Origin of the sequence: Plantactinospora solaniradicis (genome assembly GCF_042658085.1) — a bacterium.
Taxonomy (GTDB): Bacteria; Actinomycetota; Actinomycetes; order Mycobacteriales; family Micromonosporaceae; genus Plantactinospora; species Plantactinospora solaniradicis.
Genome location: NZ_JBHSPR010000004.1, coordinates 1 through 17,647, shown reverse-complemented (window position 1 = coordinate 17,647; position 17,647 = coordinate 1). Strand labels below are relative to the sequence as shown.

The following is a 17,647-nucleotide window of genomic DNA, read 5'->3' as shown; positions in this document are numbered from 1 at the left end:
ACTGAACGATGTGACCCCGAGGAAGAAGCGGCCCGAGCTGTCGGCGGAGGAACAGGCCGCAGGTCGGTGAGCTGGCCGTTGGCGGGTGTCTTGAACGCCACGACGACGGTGTCGGCCTCGCCTTCGTAGCCCAGGTCGGCCAGGGTCCGCAGGTCGTCACGGATGGTGGCGAGGGTGGCCAGCAGGTCGGGGTGGGTGCGTAGGCAGGTGGTGTCGTGTTCCCGGCCGGGCCGTACCGGTGAGGTCCACAGTGGCCAGCCGTCCGGGGCGGCCAGCACCTGGATGTTGCCGCCGTGGTTCTTGTACTTGCCCGACCACCACAGGTCCACGCCGGGGGTGGGTCCGGGCGTGCCGATCCGATCGGTCTCGATCAAGGTGCCATCGAGCAGGACATAGTCGTAGCCGGCGGCTTTCGCGGCCAGCAGCGCCGAGTACGGGCTGGGGGCCTGGGCGGTCAGCACGGCGACGCCTTCGTGCAGGCGTTCGTAGCCGGTCGAGGCGCTGATGTTGTTGTCGCGGACCAGTTGGCTCATCCGAGTGCCGTCGAGCAGCCAGCGCAGGACCAGCACAGCCTGCCATGCTCTCTCCTCAATAAGGGAACGCCTGCCCAGGCTAGCCGGGTGGGCGGCGGCGTGCGGGCCCCATTCCATCGCGTCGAGGCGTGCGAGCGCCTGGGCCAGAACAGAGCGGTTCGACTCCCGGCGCGCCACGACTCGCTGGCCGGCGCCGAGGACGCCGTTACGGGCCTGGGTCCATGCCTCGTTAGCCGCAGCGCCGACCAATGCGGAACCACCCGCCGCCAGGGCGAGTAGCCACCCCGCTGCCATGTCCACGAGCGCCGTCGTTCTCCAGACTTGGCGGTGTCTCACGAGACACCACGCTGGTTCGGCGGCCCGTCCGAGTGCCCGCAGGCCTGCTGGCCTACGCGATCCTGGACGGCACCCCTGACCCCGATCGACCGCGCCCACCACCAGAAGCCGTACTACTCCGGGAAACACTGCCATCGCGGCATGAACGTGCAGGTCATCGCGGATGAGCAGGCAGGCTCGTCTGGGTCTCGCCGGCACTGTCGGGCTCGACCCATGACCTGACCACGGCGCGCACTCACGGCATCGTCGCCGCACTTGCCAGCGCTGACGTGATGACCCTCGCGGACAGGGCGTACCAAGGCGCCGGCGGCGCCGTGCGCACGCCGTTCAGGCGTCACCGTTACCGGCCGAAGCTGTCAGCCCGGCAGAAGGCGGTGAACAAGACCCATGGCCGTATCCGTGCCCGTGGTCAACGCGCTGGCGCGACCTTGAAGACGTGGAAACTCCTGGCCAAGCTACGTTGCAGCCCGTCCCGGACGACCGCGATCGTGCAGGCCATCCTCGTCCTGCACGAGGTCAAGAACCCGATCTACCGAGGTTGAAAACGCTCTGTAGAGCAGGCAGATTGTGATGATCACGGGTCACTTGCCGTGTTGAGCCCGGCGCTGGCTGGTAATCCGACGCTGCTGGGCTCTCTGATCGTCATCTCGGCGATCAGCTCGCCGGCGAAGCGATAGACCTGCGTGACGGTGTGGTCGGCCAGGACGGTTCCAGCCTTGTCTTTGACCACCTGGTGGACGGCGACGGCGATACGGTCGTCGGCCTCGGTGGTGAAGGCGGTCGGTGTCACGGACGGCTCGAGCTCGTCCCACTGACGTCGCCAGTAGGCGGCCACCTGCTCACGGCCGTGCACGTGGCCGCCCTCCCAGCCGTTCGGCCACCGGACCTCCGGCGTCATGGCGGCCAGCAGAGCGGGTATGTCACGCCGGTTGAACGCCGCGTAGAGGCCGGTGAGCAGATCCTGCGGGGTGCTGATCGTCGGGCTCCATACCCACGGGGGGTGGTGCCGACCGGGTGCATTCCCAGCCGCTGAAGGATGGGGCTGCTGTCCTTGGACGCCTCTACCAGCAGGTACTTGATGCCACGGTCGCGGGCCGCCTGGGTACGGCGGGCGACCAGTGCCCGGTAGATGCCTTTCCGGCGCCAGCGGGCCAGGGTGGATCCGCCCCAAAGGGCGGCGAACTCGGTGCCGGGCATGATGACCAGCCAGGCGGCCGAGACCACCTCGCCGGCGGCCTCGGCTACGAGGACTACGATGTTCGCGGGGGCCGAGTCGATGCGGTCGAGCAGCTCGTCGGCCAGCCAGGACCAGTCGGCGCCCCAGACCTCGGATTCCATGGCCGCGATCCGGTGAAAGTCGGCCGGGTCGGTGGTCGCGCGGATGGTGATGCCGTCGGGTGTTTCGCCGGCGTCGACCAGGGTGGTCGCCTCGCCGATGACAATGGTTTCCGGCTCTTCCGGCACGAAGCCGGCCAACCGCAGCCGGTCGGTGAGATCGTGCCGGTCGTGGCCGTAGGTCTTCCATTCGATTGCGTGGCCGCGGGCTGCGGAGCGATCGCGGACCCGGCCGATGAGCGCGTCCAGTTCCGCGATGCTGAGGCCGTCGAGGTCCCGGGCGAAGGCCAGCCCTCGGGTAGGCGTGTCGACCTGCAGGACGGGACCGTCCCACGAGGGTTTCCAGTTGTTGGGCAGGCGTGTGGCGACACCGCCGCGAACCTGTTGGTCGTGGAGCGCGAGAAGAGTGTCTCGTATGGTCATCGGTATCACCGTGCGGCGTCGAGGGCGGGTGCCAGCGGGGCGAGGGCGCCGTGCAGCAGGTCGGGCAGGGATCCGGTCGGCACGACGAGGCCGGTTGTCGAGTTGGGGGCTGGCTCGAGCCATCGTTCGAGTGCGATGCGCACCGCGGCGGTGACGCTTGCCGCGAGGATCCGGGCGGTGTGCTGGTCGGGGTGGCCGAGGCGCTGCGCTATGGCGGTGGTGAGCGGTGGCTCGATTCCGGCGGTGGTGTCGAGGAACACGTGGCGCAGCGCCGGGTCGGTGGCGATCAGTAGCAGCGCGGCGTGATCGTCGTCGCCGGGCGTGGTGTAGATGTGCACGATCGCTGCGGCCACGGCGTCGGCCAGGGGAACGTGTGCGGGCTGGGCGGCTATCGCCTCGGCGATCCGGGCCTCGCGCTGGGCGGTGACCGCGGCGACGATCGCTTGTTCCCGGCTGGAGAAGTAGTTGTTGTACGTCCTCGGTGAGACGCCGGCCGCCTCGGCGATGTCGCCGACCCGCACGTTCGCCGTCCCATGTTCCAGAGCGAGTCTCAGCGCCGCTTCGCGTAGCGCCTCCTGGGTGGCCCGTTTCTTCCGCTCGCGCAGGTCCGGCCGTTCTTGTGTCACTCCTCCACCCTGCCACACAAAGTGCGTGCACGCAAACTTGCGTGCACGCAAATTGTCGCTTACGGTGGGCCGCCTGACCGAGGAAGCAGGAGGCAATGAGATGTCCGTTGATGTGGTTGTTGTCGGCGCTGGTCCCACCGGGCTGATGCTGGCTTGCGAGCTGGCTCTCAGTGGTGTGCGGCCGCTCGTCCTGGAGCAACGGGACGAACCAAGCCCTCATCCCAAGGCGAACGGCCTGCTCGGCCAGGTGGTCCGGGTGATGGACCACCGGGGGCTGCACGAGAGGCTGACCCGCAGCCCCGAGCCGCCGGTGCCGAACTCCGCGTACTTCATGTTCGGCGGCCTGGGACTCAACCTCAGCCTGCTCCCGCAGAGCCCGGTCTACACGCTGCCGGTGACCCAGCAGGAGATCGAGCGGGTCCTCGAGGAGCGGGCGGTCGAGCTGGGGGCGCAGATCCGGCGCGGCCATGAGCTGGTCGGTCTAGCCCAGGACGAGGACGGGGTGACGCTGTCGGTCGTCACCGCCAAGGGCCGCTACGACCTGCGCGCCCGCTGGGCCGTCGGTGCCGACGGCGCGCACAGTGTCACCCGCAAGCTCGCCGGCATCGGATTTCCCGGCGTGCACCACGACCGGATGACCGTGCGGTCGGCGCACGTGATGCTGCCGCCGGACTGGGTGGACCCCGGCACCGGCGCGCTCACGGTGCCCGGGTATGGCCCCGTGCCGCCGTTCCTCCCGCACCGGACCGAGCACGGCGGTTTCTCGTACGCGCCGCTGCCCGGCCAGCCGCCCTTGCTGTCCACGACCGAGTGGGATCAGCCGGAGCCGGACGAGCCGATGACCCTCGCCGAGCTAGCCGGCAGCATCCGGCGCGTGCTCGGAGCCGAGGTGCCGCTGCGGCAGCCCGAGGGCGCCGACCCGCACGTACTCCGGCGTATGACCGGCGGGCACACGCGGGTGGCGGCGCGTTACGCGGACCGGCGCGTCCTGCTCATCGGCGACGCCGCCCACGTGTTCGGCGCGACCGGCGGCGGGCCCGGGCTCAACCTCGGCCTGCAGGACGCGGTCAACCTGGGCTGGAAGCTGGCCGCGACGGTGCGCGGCGACGCGCCGGCGGATCTGCTCGGCTCCTTCGAGACCGAGCGCCGTGCCGCCGCCGAGCGCATGATCGTCAACGCCCGGGCGCAGGCGGCGCTGATCGCGCCCGGCAGTGACGTCACCGGACTGCGTGAGCTCCTCAGCGAGCTGCTGACCGATCCGGCCGTGGTGGCGCGGCTGGCGCACCTCACGGCCGGCGCAGACGTCCGCTACGACATGGGCCCGGGATCGGCACACCCGCGCGCCGGCACGTTCGTCCCGGACCTGACCGTCGAGACCACGGCGGGTGCGGCACGCCTGGCGGACCTGACGCATGCGGCACGAGCGCTCCTGCTGGACCTGACACCGGACGGCGTGTTCGCGGACGCCCTGGCTGGCCGGCACGACCGCCTCGACGTCGTCCACGCCAAGCCCGTCGCATCGCCCGCATGTGCGGCGGGTGAGGAGCCGCTGTCGGCGCTGCTGCTGCGCCCCGACTGCTATCTGGCCTGGGCGTGCTCGACATCCGAGCCCGGCGGCGCGGAGGTGGACGGTCTCCGGGACGCCGCCGCGCGGTGGCTCGGCGGGGCGCTGACCCGGTCAGCGTGAGGGGAAGACCGCCCGCCTCACCCCGGTCAGATGACGCGGTGTACAGGGGTGTGCTTGATGATCGGGACGCCTCTGCCGCGCAATTGCCCGAGTAGCGCCGTCGGTCGCGCTGCTACTCCAGACGGCCAGGCGCACGGGAAAGCGGGATGATGCGGGCACGGCTGTCGGTGCTTTGGTGGCGCAAAGCTGTGTTCTCGGTGTGCAGCGCTGCGATCACAGTGGCGGCGGCGTCGAGCTGGTCCTGCAACTTGCGGAGTTCGATCTGGCCGGCGCGTCGGCGGCTGCGCAGTTGCTCGAGCTCTTCATCGCGGCGACGGACGGCGACGCCGGCGGGGGCTCTCGCTGACGTGGGCGTCCCATTCGGCGAGGATGTCGGTGGCACGGTTCATGGTGGCCCGGCTGCCCCGCGCTTCACGCCAGAGGTTGTTCTTGGTCAGCGTGCCGTCGGTGTGCTGCGGCACGCCGGTGAAGAGGCGTTGCATCGCCTCGCGCAGGCGTTGCCGGGTGGCTGGTGACACGCCCGCGGTCATTGCACGGACCGATCGAGGACGCGGTCGACTTCCTTGAGTTCGGCTTCGATGCTGCGCCGGTGGTTGGGGGCAAGGTTGCCGGTGTCCAGCAGGCGGTGCAGGGACGATTGTTCGGCGCTCCAGATCGGGATGTGTTCGGGGGCGATGATGCTGTTCGCGCAGCGGCCGGGTTGGCAGCGGTCGAGCAGCGGACCGCGGTGGCCGTCCGGGATGATCGCGTCTTCGAGGCATTTGGCGCGACGGGGTTGGCGTCGTTCATGGTGCAGTGGTTCAGTTTTCCGAAGCGGATCGAGATTCGGGTACGGCGTAGGAGGTCATGCTCGACGCGGATGTCGCCGCGTCGGGCTTGGCCGGTGGCACGGAGCTGCTCGGCTTGGACGCTGACGGCGGTGAAGGCTTCGCGCGTGCGGTCGGCGCCGGGCCCGAAGCCGATGTTCTGCCCGCGGGCGTCGGCATCGAAAGTTCGGTGAGCCGGTCGAAGCGGTGGTCGGTGATCGCGGTTTCGAGTTGGCGGGCCCAGGCGGGATCGTTGTCCATGTAGCTGCGGGTGAGGCGGTTGGCCAGGGCTCTGGTTGCGGCGTGCTTGAGTTGCATGCCGACCGCGATTTCGGAGCCGGGGGTGTTCGCGGGTCAGCATGGCCATGGTGCGCCGGAACATGTGCGGGGTGACCATGCCCGCGGGGATGGGTTCCAGGCCGCTGACGTGGGCCCACCGGTTGATGTGGTTGATGAAGTCGACGATGGCGGCGATGCTGGCGAAACCTTTCCCGCCTCGTCGGGCGTCGACGGCGGCGAACGTGAAGGTGTCGTGCTGTGACAGCTGCCCAGCCAGCTCGAGGGCACGGGCCACGGGCGGGGTGATCCACCAGTGTTTGATCGGCAGGGCTGCGTCCAGCTTCTGTTTGATGGATCTCACGGCCGGACTGCCGTAGTACTCGACGATCGCGTCCTTGGTGATCAGCCGGATTTCCGAGTCACGCATCACCGCCCGGAACAAGGTTGAGTTGTGCCTCACCCCGACCAGCGCGTCCTGGGCCAACCCGATCCAAGCGCAGTTCGGGCCGCTACAAAGTTTCACCATGGCGAACTCCAACCACCCGAGCCACACCGTCCTGGGCCGTAAGCTGCAGCAATACCTGCGCTGGCGCAACGCCAACCCCCGCCACCCTGACGTCCTGACCGCACAACGCCGCGAACAAGCCCGCCTCCGAAGCGAACGCCAGCATCGCTGGGGACGGCCCCGAGCCAAGGCCGCCTGACTGCTCACACCCGGCGAACGTTCATGGACAATGCGCTAGCCTCGACCCTCGGAACACACGTTTCGCCGAGGGGGTCCGATGCAGCAGGCGCAGCGGCTGAGGAGCGTCCGATACGACATCCGCGGCCCGGTGTTGCGCCGGGCGCAGGAGTTGGAGGCTGCCGGGCACCGGATCCTCAAGCTGAACCTGGGCAACCCGGCGCCGTGGGGACTGGCCACGCCGGATCCGATCGTCGCCGACGTCGTGCAGAACATCGTGGCCGCTCAGGGATACAGCGACGCGCGAGGCATCTACTCCGCCCGCGTCGCGGTGGCCCAGCACTACCAGACCCTCGGCGTGCCTGGCGTGCAGCCGGACGACGTGCTGCTCGGCAACGGAGTCTCCGAGCTGATCGTGATGGTGCTCCAGGCGCTGCTGGACACGGGCGACGAGGTGCTGGTGCCGAGCCCGGACTACCCGCTCTGGACCGGCGCGGTGAACCTGTGCAGCGGTCGCGCAGTGCACTACCGCTGCGACGAGGCGGCGGGCTGGACGCCGGACCTGGAGCACATGGCGTCGCGGATCACCGACCGCACCCGCGCGCTCGTGGTGATCAACCCGAACAACCCGACCGGCGCGGTCTACTCCCGACAGGTGCTGCTCGGCATGATCGAGCTTGCCCGCAAGCACGGTTTGCTGATCTTCGCCGACGAGATCTACGACAAGATTGTGTACGACGGAGCGACGCACCACACGCTCGCCGCCCTCGCGCCGGACGTGCCGGTGGTCAGCATGGGCGGCCTGTCGAAGGTCTACCGGGCCGCGGGCTTCCGCTCCGGCTGGCTCGCCACCAGCGGCTTCAGCGGCAGCGACTCGGACTACCTGGACGGACTGCAGCTGCTCGCCAACATGCGCGTCTGTCCGAACGTGCCGGCCCAGCACGCCATCCAGACCGCGCTCGGTGGCTACCAGAGCATCGAGGAACTGACCCGCCCCGGCGGCCGCCTGCTGGAGCAGCGCGACCACGCCTGGCAGTCCCTCGTCGACATCCCCGGCGTCGACTGCGTCAAACCGGCCGGCGCCCTCTACCTCTTCGCCCGTCTCGACCCCCAGGTGCACAAGATCCACGACGACGAGCGCCTGGTGATCGACCTCTTGGAGCACCAGCACCTCCTGATCTCCCACGGCACCGGCTTCAACCTCGACACACCAGACCACCTCCGCCTGGTCTTCCTGGCCGCCACGGACGTCCTCGACGACGCCGTCTCCCGGATCCGCACCTTCCTCTCCACCTACCGCCAGTAGCGCGGCGGCGCGGCACCCGGCATTTTTCGGTGCGAGCACCAGAGGCCAGTGGCCTGTACCGTTCGATAACTCGGTTTCGGCTACGCAGCCTGGGAATATTCGTTGATGAGCCTGTTGAGGACGCGTCTACGGCGGACCCGTACGGCAGCCAGATCCGTGACCGGCGCCGGGGACACGTCCAGAGCCGGCGGGCGTTGTTCATGGCCTTGATGCGGCCGATGCTCGTTGTAGTGCCGGACGTACTCATCGAGCGTGGCGAGCAGGTGCCGCAGGTTGTAAATCAGGATCCGATCCAGGCACTCGCGGCGGACCGTACGCACCCACCGCTCGGCATATGCGTTCGCACGGGGCGCTCGCGGCGGCGTCCGCACGATCTCGATGCCCTCAGCGGTGAACACCTCGTCGAACACGGTCGTGTACTTGGTGTCACGGTCGCGGATCAGGAACCGGAACTGCGAAGCGCATTGTCCGAGGTGCATCATCAGGTTGCGGGCCTGCTGCGCCACCCATGCGCCGGTCGGATTGGTGGTAATCCCGAGGATGTGTACTCGCCGGGTGGCGATCTCCATCAGAAACAGCACGTAGACGCGGGTCAGGCCGATCGTGTCCACGTGTAGGAAGTCGCAGGCCAGCAACCCCTTGGCCTGGCTGGTCAGGAACTGCGTCCAGGTCGGCCCGCTGCTACGGGGCGCCGGATCGACGCCGGCTTGGTCAGGATCGCCCACACCGTGCTGGACGCGACCCGACAGCCCAGCCCGACCAGTTCACCCTGGATCCGCCGGCAGCCCCAGCTCGGGCTCTGCGCGGCCAAGCGCAGCACCAGGGCTCGGATCTCGGACCGCGTTGCCGGCCGACCCGGCCGACCCGAGTAGGTCCATTGACAGGTGACCAGGCGGCGGTGCCAGCGCAGCAGCGTGGCCGGGGTGACGAAAAATGCCGCCCACCGAGGGCGTGGCAGCAGCCGGGACAGGGCGGCGAGCACCGCCCGGTCGGAGGGCTCCAGATCGAGACGATGGACGTGGCGGCGCAGCACCGCGACCTGATGCCGTAGCACCAGGATTTCTACCTCGTTAGCGCGATCACCGTGCAACACCAGGATCATCAACTGAAGCAGTTGGCGCAGGATCAGATACCCGAACGACAGGATCATGGCCTCAGCCTGACCACGACAGCAGCCACAGCGCCGGACAAAACCGCACGTCAGACCACGCGGCCGGGTTTTCGAACGGTACAAGCCGGGAGACCACTTCGGTGCGGGCCCGGCCGAGCTGGTCACGGCGGTCGACCAACAGCCGTAACGCAACCGTCGTGTCGTCGGTGACGACCTGCCGCAGGCCTTCGGTACGCAGGGCGACCACGGCGACGCTGCGGGCACCGACCGGGTCGGTCTTGCGGCCCTGGCCGGTGGCGAACACGCGGGCCCGGGCGGACAGCTTCGCCGGCACATCCACAACCGTTTCACCGTCGGCGACCAGGCGCTGGGCGACGTGCCGGCCGATGCCGTTGCAGCCCTCGACCGCCCAAAGCCGGTCCTTGTGCCTACGGCCGGCGACGAGCATGGCCTGGTAGCCGTCGCGGTCGGTGCCGAACCGGCCCTGCCCGAGCGTTTTCTCCCGCGCGTTGATGATTTCGATGGTGGCGGAACGCTTGTGCGGGTCCACACCGATGATGACCTGAGCCATCGTGTCCTCCCTCGATCCGACGATGTTCGTCGACGGGAGGGCAGCGCTGCCTTGAGCTGGGCAGTCCCCTCTCGAGCCTCTCACCGCCGCGGTGACCGGCAGGACGCACGCCAGATGAGAGCCACACCAACCTGCGGTGGGCAGCCGTGATGAGAGCGACCCCACAGGTCACCTCGACCAAGCCTGGCCGGGCTGCGGTCGTACCACCAGTCAACAGGTAGCCGCATTCAGAACTAGTGGCGGTTGTATTGTCGTCACTGTCGGTAGCCGTCGACCGTGGCGAGTTCATGCACGAGGACGTCCGGACGTGCCGATGAGCGGACACCTGATCATGGAGCACCCAGCAGTGACGGCGCTGAGATGTGCTGCGTCACGTCTCGTGTCCGTGTCACCCCGGCGGGCTCGGCCTTGCGCCGAGCCCGCCGGGGTGATGCTCCACCTGATCATCGTTGCGAAGCCATTGCGCCTTGCCGCGAATGTCAGGCATCCGGGGGCCGGACCTGCGTCCGCCCGCTATCGCTGCAGGGTGAGCAGGCCCGGCCGCCACGGCAGGGAGTTGTAATCACCGCCGGCGTTGGGGTCCTTGCCCTGATAGAGCAGCTGCAGGTTGCACGGGTCGATGGTCTTGGTCTGGTCGGGGTTGCTGCGGACCAGGTCACCGTGGCTGATGTCGTTGGTCCAGGTGGCGCCGCTGTTGGCCTTGCCGGCGAACGGGTTGCTCTCGGTTGCGGCCTGCGGGGTCCACGTGCCGTTCAGGCTGGTCGCCGTGAACGAGCGGAAGTAGCGGCCCTGGCTGCCGATCGCCTCGACCAGCATCAGGTACTGGTTCTGGCCCTGCACCTTGTAGACCTCGACGCCCTCGAACAGGTTCTCTCGGGTGTCGGTCATGATCGTGGTGTACGAGGCGCCGAAGCTGCCGGGGAAGTTGCCGATCGGCATGCTGGTCCGGTAGATCTTGCCGTTGTCACCGGCGAAGAACAGGTACATGTTCTGGCTGTCACCGATCAGCGTCTGGTCGATCACGCCGTAGGGAGCGTCCGAGATGGTCCCGGTGAACAGCGTCTGGGCCGATGACCAGCCGTTGGCGTTGGTCGGGTCGGTGGAGGTCTTGTAGCTGAACGAGGTCGGGCCCCACTGGTAGGCCAGGACCCAGACGTTCTTCGGGGCGAAGTAGAACAGCGTGGGCGCCACGGTCCCCTCACTCATCGCGTTCTGGCCGGCCGTAGCCATGTCGGACCAGTTCGTGAACGGGGTGAAGTTCATCGAGCCGTAATTCCCCGACGAGTTGACCGTCGACCCATAGACCAGGTGCTTGCCGTTGTAGACGACGTTGGTGAAGTCCTTCAGCGATACCCAGCCGGACTTCGGGTTTGCCAGCGGGCCTGTTGACGTCCAGCGGTACGTTGAGGGCAGGGCGCACGTGCCGGGCGGCGTAACCGGTGGCGAGGACGGCGTGGCCGGTGGCGTCGAGGTCACCGGCGCGCCGGTGCAGGCCACCCCGTTGAGCGCGAAGCCGGACGGGGCCGGGTTGCTCCCGTTCCATGAGCCGTTGAAGCCGAAGGACACCGAGGCGTTGGTGCCGATCGAGCCGTTGTAGCTCACACTCCTGGCAGTGACCGCAGCGCCGCTCTGGGTCAGCGTGGCGTTCCACGCTTGCGTCACGCTCTGCCCGGCGGGCCACGACCACGTCAGCGTCCAACTGCTCAACGGGTCGCCAAGGTTGGTGATCGACACGTTGGCGCCGAACCCGCCCTGCCACTGTGACGACACGGCATAGTCCACCGAGCAGCCTGCGGCCGCCGCACCCGCCGGCAACGCCACGCCAACCGCCGCCGATGCCAGCACGGCAACACCGGTGACCGACACCAACCCGATCTTGGCCGATCTGAATCTGGTCATGGTTTGTCTCCTGAGGGGATGACGGCTCACGCATTCGTGGGGATCCCTACGTGGTCAGCGACAGAGCCGCGTCAGGCAACGAGATCACCAAATTCGTCCGAACGTCGGGGCAAGCGAGCCAGGAGTCTGAGGAATGGACAAATATCGATCCCTAGAGTCTCAGAACCGATCCCCTTTGGCAAGGAAACGTTTCAGCCAACGGTCGGCGGCGCAGTACTGTCGCGCACTATCAGGGTGGTCTCGACCTCGGCCCGGGTCTGCGGGAGCGGCGGCCCGGCGGCGAGCGCCAGCACCAGGCTGGCGGCCTTCGCTCCCATCTCGGCGAACGGCTGCCGCACGGTGGTCAGCGCCGGGCCACACCATTGGGCGTGCGCGATATCGTCGAAACCGATCACGCTGAGCTCGTCGGGAATGCGCAGACCCACTTGCCGGGCCGCCTCGTAGACACCGAACGCCTGTAGGTCGTTACCGCACACCACGGCGGTGGGCCGGTCGGCCAGCCTCAGCAGCTCGCGTCCGTGGTTCAGACCGTCCTCGAACGAGAACGACAGACCGGAGCGCAGCAACCGGGCGTCCAATGCCTGGCCACCGGCTTCCAGAGCGGTCCGGACTCCCTCTAGCCGAGCTTTCGCGGCCAGGCGTTCGGTCGGCCCGGTGATCACCGCTATCCGCCGGTGGCCGAGGTCGAGCAGATGCCGGCCGGCGTCGATCCCACCGCTCCAGTTGGTCGCCACGACCGACGGGACGCCCCGCATCGGCTGGTCCGACGGGTCCAGGGCGACCAGCGGGATGGCACCGGCGCGCAGCAGAGACTGCTGAGCCGGCGTGAAGCCCAGGTTGACCGTGATCACGCCGGTCGGACGGCGAGCCAGCAGGCTCTCGGCCCACGAATGACCGGCGGAGATCTGACGCATGACGTCGAGGAAGCTCACGGCCAGCTTGTTCTCCGCGGCGACCTGCTCGACGCCGTGCATGATTTCGACGGCCAGATCGTTCTGCATGCCGAAGAAGACAACCTCGATGCCCGGGGTTCGCTGCACCATCTCCGGGCGCTGGTAACCGTGCTCACGCAGCAAGGCCTCGACCCGCTGCCGGGTCTCCGGCGCTACCCCCGCACGCCCGTTCAACACCTTCGATACGGTCGGCGCCGACACTCCCGCTATCCGCGCGACCGCGGCAACAGTGAGCTCACCTCGCCGTCGACCCCGTCGCCGCGGACCCGTCGCCGGCTCAGCCGCCCCCGCCGCCGGCTCCACCTCGCCGGCTTCGCCGGTCGAGGCATCCGCGCCGGCGGGATCGGCGTTCCTCGACTTCCGGCGGCTCCGGCGCCGAGCAACCTCGGCCAGCAGACGGTCGCGGATCTCCGCCGCCTGCCGGTCAGCCGTCGGCCCGGCCGCGATCGTCTCCACAAGGTAGCGCCGCTTCTTCGAGACTGGGTCGAGGCCGTCGTACACCCGGACCCGCAAGGACCCGCTCGGGAGCCGTTCGATCTCACCGCGGGCGCGACGCGTGGTTCCTGGAGGAATCGACATGGAGCAATTCTGGTCGTATTGGCTCCACAACGCTAGCTCCATAGCTCCATAGACTCAACTTGCCCGACGGGAGCCGCACCACAGCCCATGGCATGCCGCGAGACGCGTCAACGGCACCGCACACTACGCTGGCAAACGCGAGCAGGAGCGCCTGGTGGCCGCCGGTCCACTGCCGTGGACGATCGTCCCGGCCACGCAGTTCCACGACTTCGCCGCGATGGTCGCGGGTTGGACCGAGCGCGACGGCGTCGCGACGATCGCGCCGTTGCTCGTGCAGCCGATCGCGCCTGAGGATGTGGCCGACGTCCTCGCCGAGATCGCGGCGGGCGAGCCGCAGGGCCGCTACGCCGACGTCGCCGGCCCGGAACCGCAGGACCTGGTGGACATGGCACGGCGTACCAACGAAACGCGTGGCCACACGGTGAAGCTCGTGCCGACGTGGTCGGCCATCTTCGGCTCGGAGATGGCCGGCACCGTGCTGCTGCCCGGCGAGGGGGCCCGCATCGCGCCGACCACCTTCGACGAATGGCTCGTGGGACAGCGACAGAACCACGCATCCAACAGGCACGGCATCGCCGAACCGCTCGCGGAGCCCGGGCCAGAGTCGAACTGATCAGGCGAATTCCGAGCCGGACCCACTCCGCGACGTGATCCACGCCAACGATCGGGGGTTCGACGCGCTGAATCCAAACGAAGCGGGGGCGCACCGAAACAGGTCGATGAGCAGACTCGAGCCTGGATCTGCGCCATCGCCCGGTGCGACCCCGTTTCCTCGGCCAACCGTTTTCCTGCTGGTCGCTTGCCAAGCCGCGTGACTACCTCATCGACACCGGCCGCGTCGAGGCGATCAGCGTCGAGACGGTGCGGCGAATCCTGCACGAGCGTGGGGTTTCCTGGCAGACCACCAAGACGTGGAAGACCAGCACGGACCCGGACTTCACCGCCAAGATGCGCCAGGTGTTGGACTTGTACGACCAGCCGTCCGCCGACGGGCGGGTGATCTGCGCCGACGAGTTCGGGCTGCTGAACCTGAGACGCCGTCCCGGCCGTGCGTGGCACCCCCGCAACCAGCCGGCACGGCAACGTGCCACCTACGCGGGGGCCTCCCGACGTACGGCACATGATCGCCGCCCTGGACCTGGCCACCGGCCGGTCGCACTACCGCATCCGGGACCGGAAACGGTGGCGAGGGTTTTTGGCCTTCCTCAATACCCTCAGGCGTCGCTGGCCCGGGGAGAAGCTGTACGTGATCCTGACCCCGACTTCTTACCCCCACAAACACCCCGAGGCCCTCGCCTGGTGCACGGCCAACCGGGTTGACCTGGTGTTCCTACCGACATACGCGTCCTGGCTGAACTGGATCGAGGCCGAGTTCGCCGCCGTGCGGTACTTCGCCCTCAACGGCACCGACCACCGCAGCCATGCCAAGCAGGACATTACGATTGGCGACTACATCCGATGGTGCAACCGCCGAGCCCGGCCCAAATCCGGATTCGCTATCAACTCCAAGTCCACCATCCGGATTACCCGTTCCAGGCTTCATGAGAGGCACTAGTCAGCGACGTGGATGACGATCTTACCGCGGCGCTTGGCCGTCTCGAGCGCCTCGTAACCTGAGCGCGTCTCAGTGAGGGGCAGCGCGCGGTCCAGCACCGGCCTCAACCGGCCGTTATCGACGAACTCGGCGATCGAACGCAACGCGTTCTGGTCGGGCTCGACGACGAAGTACACCCCACGAACGCCATGCCGGGCTGCTTCCTGCTGATCGGGTGGGGTGACGAGGGTGACCAGGACGCCGCCCGGCTTCAGGACCGACCAGGACCGCGACTGTGTGGCTCCTCCGACAAGATCAACGACCACGTCCACGTCGCGAACGTGGTCCTCGAAGCGGCCCTGCGCATAGTCGATGACCTGCTCGGCACCCAGACCCTTGACGAATTCGAGGTCGGCCGCCGCCGCCGTGGCGCTCACACGAGCACCGAGACCGGCCGCGAGTTGCACCACGAAGATCCCCACGCCGCCGGCACCGCCCTGCACCAGCACGTGCTGGCCGGCCCGCAGGTCGGCGTGGTCCACCAGGGCCTGCCAGGCACTCAACGCAGCAAGTGGGAGCGCTGCGGCGTGGTCGTGGTCAACGGTGGCGGGTTTGGCCGCCAGGACGGCCGCGGGCAGGGCGACGTACTCGGCCGCCGCGCCATCGCGGGTGAAAGGGATCAAGCCATAGACGGCCTCCCCCTCGGCGGGGCTCTCCACCCCCGCCCCGGACGCCGCGACGACTCCGGAGAACTCGTGCGACGGGATGATCGGGGTGCGCTCGGGTCCGGTCCCGTCCGAGCTGCGCGTCCAGGTTGCCGGCCAGGTGAGCTCATGGGGTGTCATGGAAGCCGCCTTCACGGCCACCAACACCTCACCAGGCCCCGGCTCCGGCCGCGGCGCCTCCTCGTACACAAGTTGCTCGGGCCCACCCCTGGTGTGAGCTCTCACGGCGTGCATCGTGCTCATCCGACGACTGCTCCTTCCGGCCGCATTCGATCAGCCCGCCGGCCGCCCTGGGGATAAACCACAGGCCAACCCCCGCATTATCTGACGGTTCGGCAGCTACCTGCCGGGCTTTCCGCAACCCCTTGCCACTTCGGCGCAGAACCGCGCTGGATCAGACGCACTCCCGGGCAGTAGCACGCGGCGGTCGTCTGGCGGCGACCGCCGAACCCAAGCATGTGCGGATTACACGATCAACGTTCAAAGACCAGGCACTAGCTAGGACGGAGACCTGCTCAGGCTCGCCGATTCCCGGATCACGCTGATCAGCTCTGCAGCGCGGGGACACGTTGCCGTAACTGCGTTGGCGGCATGCTTGCCGGTCATGATTCCGTCGTTCGTCTACCTGATTCTCCGTCGGGCACTGCAGTTGATCATCAGGTTGGCTCGCGGTGGGCACGCCAACGCGGTCGAGGTGGTTGGGCTGCGGCAGCAGGTAGCGGTACTAGGTCGGCAGGTGGCGCCGGCTGGATCTGGAACCGGCCGACCGGGTGGTGCTGGCCGGGCTGTCGAGGCTGCTGCCGCGGACAGACGCGGTGGTCAGCGTTCTTCGTCGCCCCGGCCACGTTGTTGCGTTGGCATCGCAACCTGATCGCGCGGCGGTGGACCTACCCGAGGCGGCGGCTGGGTCGCCCACCGGTCACGGCGGAGGTGCGCCAGTTGGTGCTGCGGCTGGCTCGGGACAACCCGGCCTGGGGGTGTCGGCGCATCCAGGGCGGGTTGGCTGGCCTGGGCTACCGTTTCGGGGCCAGCACGATCTGGGCGATTCTGACCCGGGCTGGTGTGGGCCCGGCCCCGCAGCGGGCAGGACCGGCCTGGACGGAGTTTCTCACCGCGCAGGCCAAAGGCATCCTGGCGTGCGATTTTCTGCACGTCGACACCATCGGCCTGACCCGCATCTACGTACTGTTCCTCATGGAGATCGCGACCCGCCGGGTACACCTGCTGGGGGCGACGACCACTCCGAACGGTGACTGGGTGGTGCAGCGGGCCCGCAACCTGATGCTGGACCTGGGGAAGCGGGCCCACCGGTTCCTGATCCGGGACCGGGATGCCAAGTACACGTCAATGTTCGACACCGTGTTCCAGGCCGAGGGCGTCGAGGGTGTGACCGTTGCGGCGCGGGAGGGAGCCGACGTAGCCGTCGCGACTGACCGCCACGCCGACGTCGTTGATCATTCCCCATCCGATGCTTGTGGCGGGCAGGCCCCGGTCGGCGCGGTGACGGGCGAGCTCACAGTTGCGTTGGGGTCGGCATGATCGAGGCAGGCTTGAGCGGTGAAACTGTCGATCCGTCCTCGCCTGTGGCTGCCTCCGAAGTCGGCGTTCGCTGGGTTCCGGTTCCCACCGGAACTCATCCTGTCCGCGGTGCGCTGGTACCTGCGCTACTACCTCTCCTTTCGAGACGTGGAGGAGCTACTGGTCGAGCGCGGCGTCGAGGTTGATCACGTCACCGTCTACCGGTGGGTGCAGCGGTTCACCCCGCTGCTGGCCGACGCCGCCCGATTCGCCCGCCACTCACCGGGCGACAGGTGGTTCGTCGACGAGACGTACGTGAAGGTGAATGGGATGTGGCGGTACGTGTACCGGGCGGTTGACCAGTACAGCCAGGCCATCGACGTGCTCGTCTCGGCCCGTCGCGATGCCGATGCTGCCCGCATCTTTTTCCGCAGGGCGCTGTCTGTGTTGAAGGTGACGCCCGCCGAGGTGATTACTGACGCCGCCGCCGTCTATCCCGGCGTGCTGAACGAGTTGATTCGTCCGCCTGGCACCACGTCGAGCAGTACGCCAACAATCCGACTGAGGCTGACCACAGCCGGCTGAAACACCGGTTGAGACCGATGCGCGGGCTACGAACGGACAAGACAGCACGGGCGATCATCGCCGGACACGCCTTCATGCAGAAGCTACGCCGCGGACACTACGAACTCGCCGTCGACGCCCCGCCGACAACGCGGGTCGCCGGTGCGTTTACCGAACTCG

At 68.3% G+C, this 17,647-nt stretch carries 16 protein-coding genes and 5 pseudogenes; 10 read left to right on the top strand and 11 right to left on the bottom strand.

Annotation, left to right across the window (positions count from 1 at the left end):
* Nucleotides 1-575, bottom strand: a pseudogene (locus ACFP2T_RS05570) (transposase family protein); the annotation flags it as partial.
* A 338-nt stretch (nt 576-913) separates the two neighbouring features.
* Between ACFP2T_RS05570 and ACFP2T_RS05565 the strand changes: the two are divergent.
* Nucleotides 914-1,411: pseudogene (locus ACFP2T_RS05565) on the top strand (transposase family protein); the annotation flags it as partial.
* A gap of 32 nt (nt 1,412-1,443) precedes the next feature.
* Here ACFP2T_RS05565 and ACFP2T_RS05560 read toward each other — a convergent pair.
* From ACFP2T_RS05560 to ACFP2T_RS05550, 3 genes are read right to left on the bottom strand one after another with little or no spacing between them, the layout of a single operon-like run.
* The gene (locus ACFP2T_RS05560) at nt 1,444-1,767 is read right to left on the bottom strand and encodes a nuclear transport factor 2 family protein (RefSeq protein WP_377418031.1); all 324 of its coding nucleotides are present in this window, start codon (nt 1,765-1,767) and stop codon (nt 1,444-1,446) included.
* Nucleotides 1,764-2,627 (bottom strand): GNAT family N-acetyltransferase, encoded by an 864-nt coding sequence (locus ACFP2T_RS05555; RefSeq protein WP_377418029.1) that lies wholly within the window; start codon nt 2,625-2,627, stop codon nt 1,764-1,766. The genes ACFP2T_RS05560 and ACFP2T_RS05555 overlap by 4 nt, the downstream gene beginning before the upstream one ends.
* A gap of 5 nt (nt 2,628-2,632) precedes the next feature.
* Nucleotides 2,633-3,253, bottom strand: coding sequence for a TetR/AcrR family transcriptional regulator (locus ACFP2T_RS05550; protein WP_377418027.1), 621 nt, complete (start codon nt 3,251-3,253; stop codon nt 2,633-2,635).
* A gap of 100 nt (nt 3,254-3,353) precedes the next feature.
* Between ACFP2T_RS05550 and ACFP2T_RS05545 the strand changes: the two genes are divergently transcribed.
* Nucleotides 3,354-4,940 (top strand): FAD-dependent monooxygenase, encoded by a 1,587-nt coding sequence (locus tag ACFP2T_RS05545; protein ID WP_377418025.1) that lies wholly within the window; start codon nt 3,354-3,356, stop codon nt 4,938-4,940.
* Between the two features lie 302 nt (nt 4,941-5,242).
* On the opposite strand, the gene ACFP2T_RS05540 is transcribed toward ACFP2T_RS05545, so the two are convergent.
* Entirely contained in the window at nt 5,243-5,458 is a 216-nt protein-coding gene (locus ACFP2T_RS05540) for a hypothetical protein (RefSeq protein WP_377418023.1), read from the bottom strand.
* 328 nt (nt 5,459-5,786) lie between these two features.
* On the opposite strand from ACFP2T_RS05540, the gene ACFP2T_RS05535 reads away from it, so the two are divergent.
* From ACFP2T_RS05535 to ACFP2T_RS05520, 4 genes and pseudogenes are all read left to right on the top strand, one after another.
* The gene (locus tag ACFP2T_RS05535) at nt 5,787-6,011 is read left to right on the top strand and encodes a hypothetical protein (RefSeq protein WP_377418021.1); all 225 of its coding nucleotides are present in this window, start codon (nt 5,787-5,789) and stop codon (nt 6,009-6,011) included.
* Nucleotides 6,012-6,062: 51 nt separating this feature from the next.
* On the top strand, nt 6,063-6,287 hold the full coding sequence (locus tag ACFP2T_RS05530; protein WP_377418019.1) for a hypothetical protein: 225 nt from the start codon (nt 6,063-6,065) through the stop codon (nt 6,285-6,287).
* 169 nt (nt 6,288-6,456) lie between these two features.
* Nucleotides 6,457-6,729: pseudogene (locus ACFP2T_RS05525) on the top strand (IS630 family transposase); the annotation flags it as partial.
* Nucleotides 6,730-6,807: 78 nt separating this feature from the next.
* Complete coding sequence (locus ACFP2T_RS05520) at nt 6,808-8,013, top strand: pyridoxal phosphate-dependent aminotransferase (RefSeq protein WP_377418017.1); 1,206 nt, start codon at nt 6,808-6,810, stop codon at nt 8,011-8,013.
* 80 nt (nt 8,014-8,093) lie between these two features.
* Here ACFP2T_RS05520 and ACFP2T_RS05515 read toward each other — a convergent pair whose 3' ends face one another.
* The 5 genes from ACFP2T_RS05515 to ACFP2T_RS05495 form a co-directional block, all read right to left on the bottom strand.
* On the bottom strand, nt 8,094-8,738 hold the full coding sequence (locus tag ACFP2T_RS05515) for an integrase core domain-containing protein (protein ID WP_377418015.1): 645 nt from the start codon (nt 8,736-8,738) through the stop codon (nt 8,094-8,096).
* Entirely contained in the window at nt 8,666-9,163 is a 498-nt protein-coding gene (locus ACFP2T_RS05510) for a helix-turn-helix domain-containing protein (protein WP_377418013.1), read from the bottom strand. Before ACFP2T_RS05510 ends, ACFP2T_RS05515 begins: the two co-directional genes overlap by 73 nt.
* Nucleotides 9,164-9,167: 4 nt before the next feature.
* A complete protein-coding gene (locus ACFP2T_RS05505) occupies nt 9,168-9,695 on the bottom strand; it encodes an IS110 family transposase (RefSeq protein WP_377418011.1) in 528 nt (175 codons plus the stop codon).
* A 513-nt stretch (nt 9,696-10,208) separates the two neighbouring features.
* Nucleotides 10,209-11,594, bottom strand: a complete 1,386-nt coding sequence (locus ACFP2T_RS05500; protein WP_377418009.1) for a non-reducing end alpha-L-arabinofuranosidase family hydrolase — start codon at nt 11,592-11,594, stop codon at nt 10,209-10,211.
* Between the two features lie 191 nt (nt 11,595-11,785).
* Entirely contained in the window at nt 11,786-12,850 is a 1,065-nt protein-coding gene (locus tag ACFP2T_RS05495) for a LacI family DNA-binding transcriptional regulator (RefSeq protein ID WP_377418033.1), read from the bottom strand.
* Nucleotides 12,851-13,229: 379 nt separating this feature from the next.
* Here ACFP2T_RS05495 and ACFP2T_RS05490 point away from each other — a divergent pair.
* A pseudogene (locus ACFP2T_RS05490) lies at nt 13,230-13,739 on the top strand (SDR family oxidoreductase); the annotation flags it as partial.
* A 507-nt stretch (nt 13,740-14,246) separates the two neighbouring features.
* Complete coding sequence (locus tag ACFP2T_RS05485; RefSeq protein ID WP_377418007.1) at nt 14,247-14,681, top strand: transposase; 435 nt, start codon at nt 14,247-14,249, stop codon at nt 14,679-14,681.
* On the opposite strand, the gene ACFP2T_RS05480 is transcribed toward ACFP2T_RS05485, so the two are convergent.
* A complete protein-coding gene (locus tag ACFP2T_RS05480; RefSeq protein ID WP_377418005.1) occupies nt 14,678-15,628 on the bottom strand; it encodes an NADP-dependent oxidoreductase in 951 nt (316 codons plus the stop codon). The two genes, ACFP2T_RS05485 and ACFP2T_RS05480, sit on opposite strands and share 4 nt — an antisense overlap.
* A 696-nt stretch (nt 15,629-16,324) precedes the next feature.
* On the opposite strand from ACFP2T_RS05480, the gene ACFP2T_RS05475 reads away from it, so the two are divergent.
* Complete coding sequence (locus ACFP2T_RS05475) at nt 16,325-16,924, top strand: hypothetical protein (protein WP_377418003.1); 600 nt, start codon at nt 16,325-16,327, stop codon at nt 16,922-16,924.
* Between the two features lie 48 nt (nt 16,925-16,972).
* Nucleotides 16,973-17,647: pseudogene (locus tag ACFP2T_RS05470) on the top strand (IS6 family transposase); the annotation flags it as partial.